General features: G+C 59.7%; 12 protein-coding genes and 1 pseudogene. 11 read left to right on the top strand and 2 right to left on the bottom strand.

All coding sequences use genetic code 11. From position 1 onward, the window contains the following. The first annotated feature begins 72 nt into the window (after positions 1-72). The 9 genes and pseudogenes from ACIQUH_RS01660 (at position 73) to ACIQUH_RS01700 (ending at position 10784) form a co-directional block, all read left to right on the top strand. The gene (locus ACIQUH_RS01660) at positions 73-540 is read left to right on the top strand and encodes a hypothetical protein (RefSeq protein ID WP_400812097.1); all 468 of its coding nucleotides are present in this window, start codon (positions 73-75) and stop codon (positions 538-540) included. A 335-nt stretch (positions 541-875) separates the two neighbouring features. Next, positions 876-3380 (top strand): heavy metal translocating P-type ATPase, encoded by a 2505-nt coding sequence (locus ACIQUH_RS01665; protein WP_400812099.1) that lies wholly within the window; start codon positions 876-878, stop codon positions 3378-3380. Between the two features lie 12 nt (positions 3381-3392). Continuing rightward, positions 3393-4403, top strand: coding sequence for a 2Fe-2S iron-sulfur cluster-binding protein (locus ACIQUH_RS01670; RefSeq protein WP_400812491.1), 1011 nt, complete (start codon positions 3393-3395; stop codon positions 4401-4403). A gap of 11 nt (positions 4404-4414) precedes the next feature. Continuing rightward, positions 4415-4903, top strand: a complete 489-nt coding sequence (gene cueR / locus ACIQUH_RS01675) for a Cu(I)-responsive transcriptional regulator (protein WP_003520818.1) — start codon at positions 4415-4417, stop codon at positions 4901-4903. 72 nt (positions 4904-4975) lie between these two features. Then, a complete protein-coding gene (locus ACIQUH_RS01680) occupies positions 4976-5920 on the top strand; it encodes an ABC transporter permease (RefSeq protein ID WP_269314591.1) in 945 nt (314 codons plus the stop codon). Continuing rightward, positions 5910-6815, top strand: a complete 906-nt coding sequence (locus ACIQUH_RS01685) for an ABC transporter permease (protein WP_400812102.1) — start codon at positions 5910-5912, stop codon at positions 6813-6815. Before ACIQUH_RS01680 ends, ACIQUH_RS01685 begins: the two co-directional genes overlap by 11 nt. Before the next feature lie 138 nt (positions 6816-6953). Further along, positions 6954-8037 (top strand): annotated as a pseudogene (locus ACIQUH_RS01690) (ABC transporter ATP-binding protein). Between the two features lie 12 nt (positions 8038-8049). Next, positions 8050-9060 carry an ABC transporter ATP-binding protein gene (locus ACIQUH_RS01695; protein WP_400812104.1) on the top strand — a complete coding sequence of 337 codons (1011 nt, stop codon included), beginning with the start codon at positions 8050-8052 and terminating at the stop codon, positions 9058-9060. Between the two features lie 230 nt (positions 9061-9290). Then, on the top strand, positions 9291-10784 hold the full coding sequence (locus tag ACIQUH_RS01700; RefSeq protein ID WP_400812106.1) for an ABC transporter substrate-binding protein: 1494 nt from the start codon (positions 9291-9293) through the stop codon (positions 10782-10784). A 471-nt stretch (positions 10785-11255) separates the two neighbouring features. Here ACIQUH_RS01700 and ACIQUH_RS01705 read toward each other — a convergent pair whose 3' ends face one another. Both ACIQUH_RS01705 and ACIQUH_RS01710 read right to left on the bottom strand, forming a co-directional pair. Further along, entirely contained in the window at positions 11256-11510 is a 255-nt protein-coding gene (locus tag ACIQUH_RS01705) for a heavy-metal-associated domain-containing protein (protein ID WP_400812108.1), read from the bottom strand. Between the two features lie 106 nt (positions 11511-11616). Beyond that, complete coding sequence (locus ACIQUH_RS01710; protein ID WP_400812110.1) at positions 11617-13074, bottom strand: TrkH family potassium uptake protein; 1458 nt, start codon at positions 13072-13074, stop codon at positions 11617-11619. Between the two features lie 80 nt (positions 13075-13154). Between ACIQUH_RS01710 and ilvA the strand changes: the two genes are divergently transcribed. Then, positions 13155-14429: a threonine ammonia-lyase gene (gene ilvA / locus ACIQUH_RS01715; protein WP_400812112.1), complete on the top strand. Its 1275-nt coding sequence runs from the start codon at positions 13155-13157 to the stop codon at positions 14427-14429. Positions 14430-14499: 70 nt separating this feature from the next. Then, positions 14500-14811, top strand: a complete 312-nt coding sequence (locus ACIQUH_RS01720; RefSeq protein ID WP_020811123.1) for an HlyU family transcriptional regulator — start codon at positions 14500-14502, stop codon at positions 14809-14811. The last annotated feature ends 53 nt before the right edge of the window (positions 14812-14864 follow it).

A 14864-nucleotide genomic window follows, 5' to 3' on the forward strand; every position in this document is an offset into this window, starting at 1 on the left:
ACTTTGTCGATCATCATATTTATCAGATATTTACAGATACTATTCTCAATGTTTCCTAACCGGGAGACATTCATGAAATCCACAATCGCTTTGCTTTGCCTTATTTTTTTGACAGCCTGTCAGACGCCCCAAGCGAGCAACTCTAAGCTTGCTATTTCGAGCGCTAAAGGTCCTGCCTTCACCGTTACTGGCAGTTCGGCTGCGCTGCCCGAACAGTTGAAGAAGGAGATGACACATACAGCTGTCCGCGAAGCGCAACGGCGCGGATATCCGGTAGTCGCGCTCGTCAGGAATTCTCGAATGAGGACGCAAGACGGTCTTAATCATATGACTGCCTCGTACATGGGGTTGAACAGTTTCGCAGAAGCCGGGAACAGGCAGGTGGTTGCGGCGAGATCGTACCTCGAAGGTGAGAAGGTTTCCAATAACAGGCAAACAACAAATACGAGCAAATACGGTGGCGGACTGTTCCTGCCGACCACCCCGGAGGGACGTGCCGCTGATGCAGCGTTGGAACGTGTATCGGCGATAATATTCTGACTGCTTTCAGACCGGCATCAGCGTTTCGTTAATGCCACCGGTCGGCTTGCGATGGCAGACAACCTGCCACAGTGTTCATTGCGTTCTCTACCCCATGCAGAGATAAGTCATCACCTCCAATTGCCGGTGGTCATCAGGAACCTCGACGCGAAGCCCTTTGGGACTGGACCCGGCGAGGGAGTATTTCTTCTCCTCGTTGTCTTTCTCACGATCTGTAAAACGCCCTTTCACGTGCACGGCATCGTCACTTGAAAATCATCAAAAAGACCCTATTGACCTTGCCACGATGGGAAGCCCTATCTTTTTTTTAACACAAGAAAAGAGGGGTCATACGCATGTCACAAATGGAGATCCGGGCGAGTCATCAGATTGCGATCGATGGCATGACATGCGCCTCCTGTGTGGGCCGCGTGGAAAAGGCGATCGCCAGGGTGCCGGGCGTTCTGAAAGCGTCGGTCAATCTTGCGACGGAACGTGCCGACATTTCCTTTTCCGGGCCGCCGGATGTGCCGGCCGTTATCGAGGCGGTGCGGCAGGCCGGTTACAGCGTCGAAGAGCAAACCATCGAACTCGATATTGAAGGCATGACCTGCGCCTCCTGCGTCGGACGTGTCGAAAAGGCGTTGAAGGCCGTCTCCGGTGTTTCCGGTGCAAGCGTCAATCTGGCGACGGAACGCGCCACCGTTCGCGTTGCCGGCAACGCCGCCTCGGCAGCCAATCTCGCGGATGCCATCAAACGGGCGGGCTATAAGGCGAACGAGATTGTCGCCGACAAAGCCAAAGATGGCGAGCAGGACAAGCGCGAGGCGGAACTGCGCAGCCTGAAAATCAGCCTCGCCATTGCCGCTGTTCTGACGCTGCCGGTTTTCGTGCTGGAAATGGGGTCGCATCTGGTGCCTGCCATCCATGATTTCGTGATGGAAACGGTCGGCATGCAGGAAAGCTGGTATCTGCAATTCGTGCTGACGACGCTGGTTCTGTTCGGGCCCGGCCTGCGCTTCTTCAAAAAGGGCATACCCGCGCTTCTGCGGCTGGCGCCGGACATGAATTCGCTTGTCGTGCTGGGCACTGCCGCCGCCTGGGGATTTTCGGTTGTCGCGACCTTCATGCCCAGAATCCTGCCGAGCGGCACCGCCAATGTCTATTACGAGGCGGCGGCAGTCATCGTCACGCTCATCCTTCTCGGACGCTTCCTCGAGGCGCGCGCCAAGGGCCGCACCAGCGAGGCGATAAAGCGGCTGGTCGGCCTGCAGGCGAAGTCCGCCCGCGTGCTGCGCGATGGTGAGACCGTCGATGTGCCGTTGCAGGATGTGCGCACCGGCGATGTGATCGTCGTTCGCCCCGGCGAAAAAGTGCCGGTCGACGGGCTGGTCCTCAGCGGCTCTTCTTATGTCGATGAATCGATGATCACGGGTGAACCGGTGCCGGTCACCAAGGCGGCGGGTTCCGAAGTCGTCGGCGGCACGGTCAACCGCAACGGTTCTTTCACTTTCCGCGCCACCAAGGTCGGTGCCGATACGCTGATCGCACAGATCATCCGCATGGTCGAGGAGGCGCAGGCCGACAAGCTGCCCATTCAGGCGCTGGTGGACAAGGTCACCAACTGGTTCGTGCCGGCCGTCATGCTGGCTGCGCTCGCCACCTTTACCGTCTGGTTCATCTTTGGGCCTGATCCGGCCTTGACCTTCGCGCTTGTCAATGCGGTTGCGGTGCTCATCATCGCCTGTCCCTGCGCCATGGGCCTTGCCACGCCGACCTCGATCATGGTCGGCACCGGCCGCGCCGCCGAAATGGGCGTGCTGTTCCGGCGCGGCGATGCGCTCCAGACGCTCCGCGATGCCGATGTGATCGCCGTCGACAAGACCGGCACGCTGACACTCGGCAAGCCGAAACTGGTGCATTTTACCACGACCCACGGTTTCGATGCGGATGAGGTGCTGCGTCTCGTCGCCTCGCTGGAGAACCATTCCGAACATCCGATTGCCGAAGCGATCGTCGAGGCTGCGAAACATGGCGGCCTGACGCTTGCCGATGCGGAAGGTTTCGAAGCGACCCCCGGTTTTGGTGTTGCAGCCATGGTCGACGGCCGCAGGGTCGAAGCGGGTGCAGACCGGTTCATGGCCAAGCTCGGTTACGATGTCGCGATGTTCGCAGACGATGCCGAACGGCTGGGCAGGGAAGGGCAGTCGCCGCTTTATGCCGCCGTCGATGGCAGGCTGGCTGCGATCATCGCCGTTGCCGATCCGGTCAAGCAGACGACGCCGGAAGCGATTGCGGCACTGCATGCACTGGGCCTCAAGGTCACGATGATCACGGGTGACAATCGCCGCACGGCTGAAGCCATTGCCCGCCGTCTCGGTATCGATGAGGTGGTGGCGGAAGTACTGCCTGACGGCAAGGTGGAGGCTGTCAAAAGGCTTGCCGCCGGTGGGCGACGTGTCGCCTTTGTCGGCGATGGCATCAACGATGCGCCGGCGCTTGCGGCCGCCGATGTCGGGCTCGCCATCGGCACGGGCACGGATGTCGCCATTGAAAGCGCCGATGTGGTGCTGATGTCCGGCGATCTGCGTGGCGTTGCCAATGCCATCGCGCTCTCCAAGGCCACGATCCGCAATATCGGCCAGAATCTGTTCTGGGCCTTCGCTTACAATGCCGCTCTCGTTCCCGTGGCGGCCGGAATATTGTATCCTGTCAACGGCGTTCTGCTATCGCCTGTCCTTGCCGCCGGAGCCATGGCGCTTTCCAGCGTCTTCGTATTGACGAACGCGCTGCGCCTGAAAAGCTTCCGCGCGCCGCTGGTGGACAGATCGTCCGGCATGCAGCTCGCAGCGGCCGAATAGGAGGCGGACATGATGACGCCTGGCAACACAATCTATCTGCCGCAGATCGGACGCAGCATCATGGCGGCTGAGGGTGAGACCGTGCTTCAGGCCGCATTGGCCGCAGGGGTCACCTATCCGCATGGCTGTCGCATGGGTCGTTGCGGCGCCTGCAAATCGCATCTCATTTCCGGCGAGATCGACCTTCTCAAACATACACCCTTCTCCTTGACCGAAGAGGAAAAGGCCGATGGCCTGACGCTCGCCTGCCGGGCCGTGCCGTTGGGCGACATGACGATCAGCTGGCTCGATGGGGCGGATGAGATCGCCGATATTCCGACCGGCCGATTTGAGGGCGTGGTTGCGGAAGTGCTGGATGCCACGCATGATATCAAGCTCATCCGCATCCGGCTTGACGATCGCGGGCAGTTTACCTTCAAGCCCGGTCAATATGTACGCCTGCTTTATGCGGACTGTTCTCCGCGCGATTATTCCATTGCGAGCCGGGTGGATGAGGAACTGATTGAATTCCACATCCGGCATGTTCCCGGCGGCATGACGAGCGGCCGCATCTTCTCGCTCGCCAGCGCGGGTGACCCCGTCACGATCGTCGGGCCTTTCGGCTCTTCGTTCCTGCGGGAAAAACATTGCGGGCCGATCCTCGGCATCGCCGGCGGTTCGGGGCTTGCCCCCGTCAAGGCCGTTATCGAGGCGGCGCTTGCAACGGGCCGTGAACGGCCGGTTCATGTCTATTTCGGCGCGCGCGCCGAGCGCGATCTCTATATGCTCGACCGCTTCGGAGACCTTGCCGCGCGGCATGGCAATCTGAGTTTCGTTCCGGTTCTCTCGCATGAGGAACATGCCGATATCCGCTGCGGTTATGTCGGCGCGGCCGTGGCGGATGATTTCGACGATCTCGATGGCTGGAAAGCCTATATTGCAGGCCCGCCGGCCATGATCGAGGCGACGGTGCCGCAGCTTCTGGCGCGCGGCATGCGCACCGCCGACATTCATGCAGACGTGTTTTTCACCCCGGAAAGATAGGAGCAGGATCGATGAATATTGGCACAGCCGCCACCGCATCCGGTGTTTCTGCGAAGATGATCAGGCATTACGAAACAATCGGCCTGATCAAATCGGCAAACCGCACGGAGTCCGGATACCGGGTCTATACGGCCAATGATCTGGAAACGCTGCGCTTCATCCGGCGCGGACGCGATCTCGGTTTCTCCATCGAAAAGATCAGGCAGCTCATGACGCTCTGGCGCGATCCGGGCGGCGCCTCCTGCGATGTCAAACGCATCGTCATGGAACATGTCGTCGATCTGGAAGCGAAGATGCATACGCTTCGCGAGATGGCCGACACGCTTCGAAATCTCGCAACCTATTGCCCTGACAATGGTGAGCCGGATTGCCCGATCATTCACGATCTGGCCCATGCCGAGGATATCGATTTTACGACCGTGGCCATCGTGCCCAAGCGCACCGGCATGCTGAAGGGCACCTCCGGTCCGGTGATGGATCTACAGCGCCCGGTGAAATAAGCGGCCGTTTTCCTTTGGGAAACGGGCGTGGATTGCAGTGCAGACGCCAATTGTGGTGAAGGAGACCAAGCCATGTGGATACAGATAATACAGCGCTTCCTTATTCTGTGCCTGATGCTGGCGATCGTGTCCGTCATCGCGTTTCTTTTGCCCTATATGGCGGGCGGCGATCCGGCCCGCACCATTCTCATGTCGCGCATGCGCGATACGGCGCTCGATCCGCATGCGGTCGAGGCGCTCAGGGTCAGCCTCGGCCTGGACCGCCCGCTCTATGTGCAATATTTCGCATGGTTGTCGGGCGCGCTGCGGGGCGATCTTGGTTTTTCCTTCACCAGCAGCCAGCCGGTCGCCGCCGAACTTTTGCGGTCGCTCTGGGTATCGGTGACACTGGCGCTGACGGCGCTGGCGGTCGCGGTGGCCGTCGCCCTGCCGCTCGGCACTCTGGCGGCGATGCGTCCGGGTGGGCGGCTCGATAATTTCGCGACGCTGATGATCCAGACCTTCGTCGCAACGCCCGAATACTGGTTTGCGCCCATGTCGGCGCTGGTCTTCGCGCTCTATCTCGGCTGGTTGCCCTCGGCCGGGTGGGATAGCTGGCGTTCGCTGGTGCTTCCTGCGCTGACCCTGACGCTGCGGCCGCTCGCCTACTTCACCCAGGTCACGCGCGCCGCCATGGCCGAGGTTCTGCGCGCGCCCTATATCACGGCGGCCCGCAGCCGTGGTCTCGGCATGCATGGCACGGTCATGCGCCACGGCATCCGCAACGGCTCGCTGCCGGTCGTCACCTTCTTCGCTTTGTGGCTTGCCGGCCTGCTGGGCGGATCGGTGGTGGTGGAAGTGATCTTCGCCATTCCCGGCATGGGCCGGCTTCTCTACGACGCCGTGGTCAATCGCGATATTCCGATGCTGCAGGGCGGTTTCATCTGCATCGTGGCGCTCTCCATCCTGATCAATACCCTGGCCGACAGCTTTTATGTCCTGATCAATCCAGCAATGCGAGGTCACCATGACCATTAGCCACTTTCCGAGCGCGCCTGCCGCCGCCATGCCGATGACCACGCCCAAGCGTCCTTCGAACCTCGCCCGGTTCACGGATTTCATCCGCCGCCGGCACTGGACCTTCTATGCGGGATCGGCGATTTTTCTCGTCATCATTCTGCTGCTGGTGATCGCGCCGTGGATTTCGCCTTACGATCCGGCAAAGCAGAGCCTGCGGCTCAGGCTGAATGCGCCGAGCGCCGCCTATTGGCTGGGGACGGACCATCTCGGGCGGGATGTCCTGAGCCGGCTGTTGATCGGCGGTCGCTTCACGGTCACCATCGCCGCCATCACCGTCATTCTGTCGGTCGTGATCGGGACCTTTATCGGCATCATCAGCGGCCGCAGCCGCGGCATCCTCGATGAAGTGCTGATGCGCATCGTGGACCTGCTCATCGCCATACCTGATGTGGTGATCGCGATTTTCCTCGTCGCCATCTTCGGCCCGGGATATGGCACGCTGATCGCCTCGCTGACCATCGTTGGCTGGACGCCTTTTGCGCGGCTGGCGCGCGGGCTGACACTTTCGATCAATTCCCGCGAATATATCCGCGCGGCAGAGGTGCTCGGTTGCACGCGGCGCTTCATTATCTTCCGGCATATCATTCCCAATACGATCTGGCCCATTGCGGCCGTGGCCTTCCTGCGTTTTGGCCACAAGCTGATCACGGTGGGCGGATTGTCGTTTCTGGGCCTCGGCGTACAGCCGCCGGCCGCCGACTGGGCGCTGATGCTAGCCGATGCGCAGGCTTACGCGGAGCGGATGCCCGTTCTCGTCATCGCACCGGGTCTGGCGATTTTCCTGGCGGCGCTCAGCGTGACGTGGATCGGCCATGGCCTGAACCTGGAAACGAAGAAAAACAACGGTCATTGACGCCTGCCAACGGGCATAGTCGATTTGATGATTGTCAAACATAGATGACGCAACAAAACCGGAAGGAGAGTAATATCGTCTGAAGCCGCATGAAGAATACGCAATGCCTCCGATTCAATAAAAATAAGGGGAACTCTTATGAATATCGAAGGACAAACGCTTGCCAATACGGCCATATCCCCTGAATGCGCACCGCTTCTGGAGATAGAGGACCTGCACGTTTCGGTGCCGGCGCAAAATGGCCGCAAGTTTGTTATTTCGGGCCTGACGCTTTCCGTCAACGCCGGGGAAGTCGTCGCTCTTGTCGGCGAATCCGGGTCGGGCAAGAGCATGACGGCGCTGTCGCTGATGCGGCTTTTTGCCGCAGGGCGCGGAAATCAATTCCGGCCGCATTTCCTTTGCCGGGCGCGACATTCTCGCTCTTTCATCTTCCGAACTAGATGCGCTGCGCGGCGCCGATATCAGCATGCTGTTCCAGCAGCCGCAGGCCATGCTCGACCCGACAAGCCGGGTGAGGACGCAGGTGGCGGAGCCGCTCTGGATTCACCGTAAAATGAGCCGGCATGCGGCGCTTAACCGGGTCGTCGGTCTCCTGTCGGACGTCGGCATTCCCGATCCGTCGGCGCGGGCGCAGTGCTTTGCGCATGAACTTTCCGGCGGCATGGCGCAACGTGTGATGATTGCGGCCGCACTGTCGGGCAATCCGCAGCTTCTGATCGCCGACGAACCGACGACGGCGCTTGATGTCACCGTGCAGGCACAGATACTCCGTCTTCTCGACGACGAACGCCGCAAGCGCCGGCTTGCCACGCTGCTCATCACCCACGATCTCTCGGTCGTCGCCGCTTTCGCGGACCGGATCGCGGTCATGTATGCCGGCCGCATCGTCGAGGAGGGGCCGACACAGGCGATCCTCAAGGCGCCGCAGCACCCCTATACCAAGGCGCTCATCAGCTGTTCGCTGTTGACCACCGACAGCGAGGGACAGTTGCTGACGATCCCCGGCTCCAGTGCGCAGGCCCATGACATGTCCTGCGGCTGCCGGTTTCATCCGCGCTGCGCGCTTGCCAATTCCGCAGGCATGGGCGGCCGCTGCATGGCCTCGGAACCGGATCTGAATGCCTTGCCCGAAGGGCGAAAGGCGCGGTGCTGGGCGGTCGGCCACGACCATGCCAACCACGATCATACCGGTCACGACCATGCCGGCCATACGGTCTGCTGAGGGAGGGCGACGATGTTATCGACAGCGACGACACAGATCCCGCCATCGGCGGAAAACAACAGGCGGCCCTTTGTGGTCGCGAAGAACCTCTGCAAATATTATCCCATATCGGGCTTCGGTCACCGTGTGGTGAAATCCGTCGACGATGTTTCCCTGACGATCGGCGAGGGGGAAGTGCTGGGTCTCGTCGGGGAATCCGGATGCGGTAAAAGCACGGTTGCCGGGCTGATCACGCGGCTGACCCACGCAACGAAAGGCGAGGTCAGCATCGGGCAGAACGATATGCTGCACATGCAGGGCGAGGCGCTCCGGCGTATGCGCCGGGTCGTGCAGCTGGTATTTCAGGACCCCTATTCCGCACTCGATCCGCGCATGCGTATCGGCCAGAGCATGGAAGCGCCGCTTGCCCAGCATGGCATCGGCACCCGCGAGGAGCGCACGGCCCGGGTTTTCCGGATGCTGGAAGAGGTCGGCCTCGACGGCTCTTTTTACGATCGGTATCCGAGCCAGTGTTCCGGCGGCCAGTTGCAGCGCGTCGTCATCGGCCGTGCGCTGCTTCTCAATCCGAGCTTCCTCGTCTGCGACGAGCCGACATCGGCGCTTGACGCCTCGATGCGCACGCAGATCCTGAACCTCTTGATGGACATGAAGCGCCGTCACGGTTTGACGGTTCTGATGATTTCCCACGATCTGCGTGTGGTGCGTTATCTCTGCGATCGCATCGCCGTGATGTATCTCGGACGCGTCGTTGAAATTGCCGACCGGGAGGAGCTTTTCCGGGCGCCGAAGCACCCCTATACCAAGGCTCTCATCGCATCGTCGATGCTGGACGAGACGGGGTTATATGCACCGGAGATGCTTCTGGACGGCGATCTGCCGAGCCCTCTCAACCCTCCTGATGGATGCAAATTCCATACCCGCTGCAAATATGCGACCGAGATATGCGGCGAGGTGGAACCCGTTCTGGAAGGCGTTTCCGGCGAGCATTTCGCGCGCTGCCACCGCTGGCGGGAATGGGGCTGACGGACAACGCAGTTACAGTTTTCTGTCGCCGTAAAAACAGATGAATTGTGTGTTTGCGGATTAATATCGGAATAATATTTCGAGTACAAAACATAAAATAGAGAATATTCGAATGGATAATCGAGAGATATCCATCGGGTATTCTTATTGTCTTTGTAGTGATTGAGTGAAATTTCGTGAAAATATACGAATTGTGAGCGTTGTCATCAAAAATAAAAGGGGAATCTTCTATGATGAAGCACGCACTTTTGGCGTCATGCGCCATTGTGGTTTCGTTTGGAACGCATGCGGCAGAGGCCGCCACGATTACCTATGACGATAATTTCGGTGTGAAGACCGGCTGGCAGATGGCCTCCGACGATGCCTATCTCGGCTCGCGTGCGGGTTGTTTTGAAAGCCTTGTGCGTGTCGGTTATGACATGAAACTGGAGCCAAGCCTCGCCGAGTCCTGGAAGCAGACTGATCCCAAGGTGTGGGAGTTCAAGCTGCGCAAGGGCGTCAAGTTCCAGAACGGCGAGCCGCTCGATGCCAAGGCCGCGGTCAATGCACTCGGCAATCTCCTGAAAGCACCCGTGCCCGCCCGTGCCTTCTCTCCGAAGCTGATTGCCGCCGTCGAAGCTGGCGGCGACGATGTCGTGAAGATCACGACGATCGAACCCTCTGTGCTGCTTCCGGCGCAGATGGCAAGCCCCGCCACTTCCATCCTTGCTCCATCCGCGTATAAGGACGGCAAGGTCGATCCGATCGGAACCTGCACCGGGCCTTTCAAGATCACCGAGGTCGACCCCAGCCAGCATATGGTTCTGACGGCCAATCACGACTATTGGGGCGGCATGCCGAAACTTTCCGGCGGCCGTGTCAATTTCGTGCCCGATGCCGACACACGCGCCACCCAGGCCCGAACCGGGGAGGCGCAGGTTTCGCGGCTCGTGCCGCCATGGACGGTCAAGACCATCGAATCCACCGATGGCGTCAAGGTTGCACCCATCCCGTCGCCGCGTATCACCGAGCTGCTGCTGAACAATTCAAAGCCGCCTTTCAACAATATCAAGGTGCGCCAGGCGATCCAGGCCGCCATCGATACGGGTGGTATCGCCGAGAGTATCTATGAAGGCGTGGTCAAGGGCGCGACCATGCCCTTTGCGGCCGGTGAACCATGGGCTGCAAAGGAAACCAAACCCGCCTATGACGTGGAAAAAGCCAAGGATCTGCTGAAAGAGGCGGGCGTTGCGCCCGGCAGCCTGAAGGTGACGTTGCTTGCCTATACGGCAAAGACCGAACTCAAGGACGTCGCAGCGATCATCCAGGCGCAGTTGCAGGAACTCGGCATCAAGGTCGATGTCCGCGTTGCCGATTACAGCGCCATCGAACCCGATATGCTGGCCGGCAATTTCGACATGGCGCTGCTGTCTCGCGGTTACGCCACCGACGTCGCTGAACCGGCCGGTTTCCTGAATGCCGACTATACCTGCGGCGGCAGCTACAACATCTCGCATTATTGCAATGCGGAGACGGACAAGCTGATCAAATCCGCCTATTCGGCTGGCGAGCCTGCCAAGCGTTATGCGATTTACGGCGAGGCGGCGAAGAAGATTTACGACGAAGCCGTTTCCGTCTTCCTCATCCACGAGACCGTGTTCGATGCCTATTCGGCCAAGCTCGAAAACTACAAGCCGCATCCGCTGAACTATTTTGTCATGACCAAGGATCTGGCGACGAAGTAAGTTGGCGTGACGGTGCTGATGGAGAGGGACCCGGCTCGCAGGAGCCGGGTCTTTTTGTGAGGGGCCCTTGAGCCTCTCCTGCGTCATTCCGGCCCTGTGCCGGAATCCAGCCAGCCCAAGTCCTTGGGCTGAAAGGAGTTTTCCCGTCTTGCAGACGCACGTCGGCTGGATTCCGGCCGGAATGACGGAGGAGGGGAACGTCATGGATACAATAAATATCGTGCCTTGATCCACCGGAAGGGGGGGGCAGACAGGTTCACAAGGCCGGTGTCACGGCATGTGGATGATTCGCTTCATTAAGCCGGGAAGAACCTCCTCCGTCATCCCAGATTGAAAGGGAGAGGGCGTTCGCCATTGGGGAGGAAAGAGGGACGGATGCCGTCCAAAACCCGTCACACAATTCAGCGTGAAGCGGGGCTGACAGGCGATCCGGCGGCCGCAGGGATGAAGCGCCGCCGGTATCGCTTCGGATCAGGCGCGTGCTTCCGGCGTATAGCCTGCAGCGGTGATGATTTCGGCAATCCGCGCCGAATCGGAGACGCCGCCAACCACAACCGTGCGGCTTGCCGGATCGGCATGCACGGCAGCGCCGGGAACGGTCTTTTCGATCGCGCCCTTGATCACGCCGGCGCAGTGACCGCAGGTCATGTCTTCAACGTGAAAGGAAATATCTGCATCGACGGGCGCCGTGGTGGTTTCGGCGTGATGCTGGTGAGCGGTGCACATAGGCGATTCTCCATGGTTTGGAATTCTAACAGGAGGAGCCTGGACTATTCCAACGTGGGAAGGTCAAGCGCTTTATTCGCTGGCGCTCAACAAGTGTGCCACGACATCAACTGCGCCAGAAGATCGGCATCAGCAGCACCAAGACTGTCAGGATTTCCAGACGTCCGAGCAGCATCAGGACCGACAGGAGATAAAGGGCGGGATCGCTGATGGTGGAGAAATTGCCGGCCGGGCCGATGATCGGGCCGATGCCGGGCCCGACATTGGCGAGCGAGGTCGCAACGGCCGAGGTGGCGGTCAGGAAATCATAACCCATCAGGCTCATGGCAAGACTGCCGGCGATCCACAGTGCGATGAAACAGCTGACGAACAGGAAGATCGTCCGGATCGTATCGGGATCGACCACCTGCTGGCCGTAACGCACCGAATAGACCGCATTCGGATAGATCAGCTTTTTCAGCCCGGCGCGCGCCACGTTGAACATGATAAGAAAACGATAGGCCTTGATCCCGCCCGCCGTCGAGCCGGAACAGCCGCCCATGAAGGTTGCGAAAAAGGCAACGACGACAACGAAAGGCCCCCAGAGCGTATAATCGTCGCTGGCAAAGCCGCCGGTCGAAAGGATCGAGGTTATATTGAAGAAGGAATGGCTGAGGGCATCATCCAGCGGCACGCCGTTCCTGAAATGATGGTAGACGCCGATCGCAATCGAGATCGCGCAGAGATAGCCGAGGAAGACGGCGATCTGCGGGTCGCGCAGCGTTTCCAGCCGGCGGCGCACGGCCAGCAGGATCATGACCGAGAAGGGCAGGCTGCCGAAGATCAGGAAGATGGTGGCGATCCACAGCAGCGCCGTATTGTTAAAATAGGCGAAAGACGCGTCATGGGTGGAAAAACCGCCGGTCGCGACCGTCGACATGGCATGGTTCAGCGCATCGAAATGCGACATGCCGGCAAAATCGTAAGCGATCGTACAGGCAAGCGTCATGATGATGTAAATGGCGACGAAAGCCCGCGTGAAGCTCGCCAGCCGCGCGAAAGGCCGGTCGTTGCCGGTATCGGAGGATTCCATGCGGAAGAAGGTCATGCCGCCGACGCGCAGCAGCGGCAGGATGAAGAGGCCGAGCGCCACGATACCGATACCGCCAAGCCAGCACAGCAGCGAGCGCCAGAGAAGGATGCCCTGCGGCGCGTTGTCGAGACCGGCAATGGCTGTCGATCCCGTCGTCGTAATCGCGGAAACGGATTCGAACAGGGCCTGGCCGAGCGTCAGGTTGAGTTCGGACAGATAAAGCGGAACAGCGCCGATGATGGAAAAGACCAGCCAGAGCAGGTTGACCAGCAGAAAGCCGAAACGTTTGTTGAAGGCCGCAATCGGCCCGCGTGTCGCCAGCGCGCAGGCAAGCGCAAAGCCTCCGCACATGAAACCCGACAGCGCAAACACCATCCAGTCGTCATTGCCGTAATAAAGATCGGTGAGCGCCGGCAGAAACATGGCCGTCGCCATGTAAAGCCCGAAGATGGATGCCACATAGATGACCGAGCGCAGAAGATTGCTGTTCAAGAAATCAAACCCATAGTTCGTGGCCGCGCTGAAATGAGTCTTTGTCTCGGACGCCGTCCTATGGCATAGCGGGTGCCATTATGAATTTCAATGGATTGACTATCGTGGACAAGCAGCTTGTGGAAGCAGCGCGGCGGGAAGTGCGGGAGATATTCCCGGAAACGCCGTTGCAGTTGAATGAACATCTCAGCCGTCGGTATGGCGCGTCGATTTGGCTGAAGCGTGAGGATCTGTCCCCGGTTCGTTCCTACAAGATTAGAGGCGCATTCAACTTCCTGCGCAAGGCGGTGGCCAAGGCCGGCAAAGGCAAGGTTTTCGTCTGCGCTTCGGCCGGCAACCATGCGCAGGGCTTTGCTTTCGCCTGCCGTCATTTCGGTGTTCACGGCGTTGTTTTCATGCCGGTGACGACGCCGCAACAGAAGATCGAAAAGACCCGCATCTTTGGCGGCGAATTCATCAGCATCCGTCTGGTGGGCGATATATTCGACCAGTGTTATGCCGCCGCGCGCCAGCATGTGCAGGATAATGACGGTTACATGGTGCCGCCCTTCGACCATGAGGATATCATCGAAGGCCAGGCGACGGTCGCCGCCGAGATCATGGATCAGCTTCCGGAAGGCACCAAGCCTGATATCGTTGTCATGCCCGTAGGCGGCGGCGGTCTTTCGGCTGGCCTGTCGGGCTTTCTGGCCGGCACGGTGAAGAAGGAAAACTTCGTGTTCTGCGAGCCGGAAGGCGCGCCAAGCCTGAAGAAGAGCCTCGAACGCGGCGAACCGGTGACGCTGAACAAGGTCGACAATTTCGTCGACGGCGCCGCTGTCGCCCGCATCGGTGATCTGAATTTCAAGGCGCTGAAGGATTTCCCGGCCGAGCAGGTCATGCTCATCCCGGAAAACGCCATCTGCGTGACCATCATCGAGATGCTGAACCTCGAAGGCGTGGTGCTGGAGCCGGCCGGCGCGCTGGCGATTGCCGCGCTGGAAAAGCTCGGCCGTGAAAGACTGGAAGGCAAGACGGTCATTGCCGTGGTTTCCGGCGGCAATTTCGATTTCGAGCGCCTTCCTGACGTGAAGGAACGCGCCATGCGTTACACGGGCGTGAAGAAATACTTCATTCTGCGCCTGCCACAGCGCCCCGGTGCGCTGCGCGATTTCCTCAATCTGCTCGGTCCGGATGACGATATCGCCCGTTTCGAATATCTGAAGAAATCGGCCCGCAATTTCGGTTCGATTTTGATCGGCATCGAAACCAGCGCCAAGGAGAATTTCGCCGGCCTGCTGGAGCGCTTCGAAGCTGCCGGTCTCGGCTATGAGGACATCACCGAAAACGACATCCTGTCGAACCTGATCATCTGATCGGAAGAGGCAGGGAAGGGCGGATGACCTCCGCCCTTCAAAACTGACACAGATTGAGGGAGTGAAAGCCATGGCATCGTTTTTTTCCAAAATCCTCTCGGCCTTCGGCTCCGGCCAGCCGTCCTCCGACGCGCCACAGAAGACGGCCCAGGCGGAGCCGCATGCGCATGGCGACTATCTGATCTATGCGACGCCGATCAAGGAAGGCGGCCAGTTCCGCCTGGCGGGCCGCATCGAAAAAAAGGCCGGCGACGAAGTGCTGGTGCATGAATTCGTGCGCGCCGACGTCTTCACCAGCATGGACGATGCGGTGGAATTCACGATCCGCAAGGCAAAGCTCATCATCGACCAGAACGGCGCGTCGCTTTTCCCAGGAAAATGATGACGTTTTCTTGCCCCGGATATTAAGATTCCGTTGTTTGCTTCGGCCTATCG

Source organism: Agrobacterium sp. NPDC090283 (assembly GCF_044769685.1).
Classification (GTDB): Bacteria; Pseudomonadota; Alphaproteobacteria; order Rhizobiales; family Rhizobiaceae; genus Agrobacterium.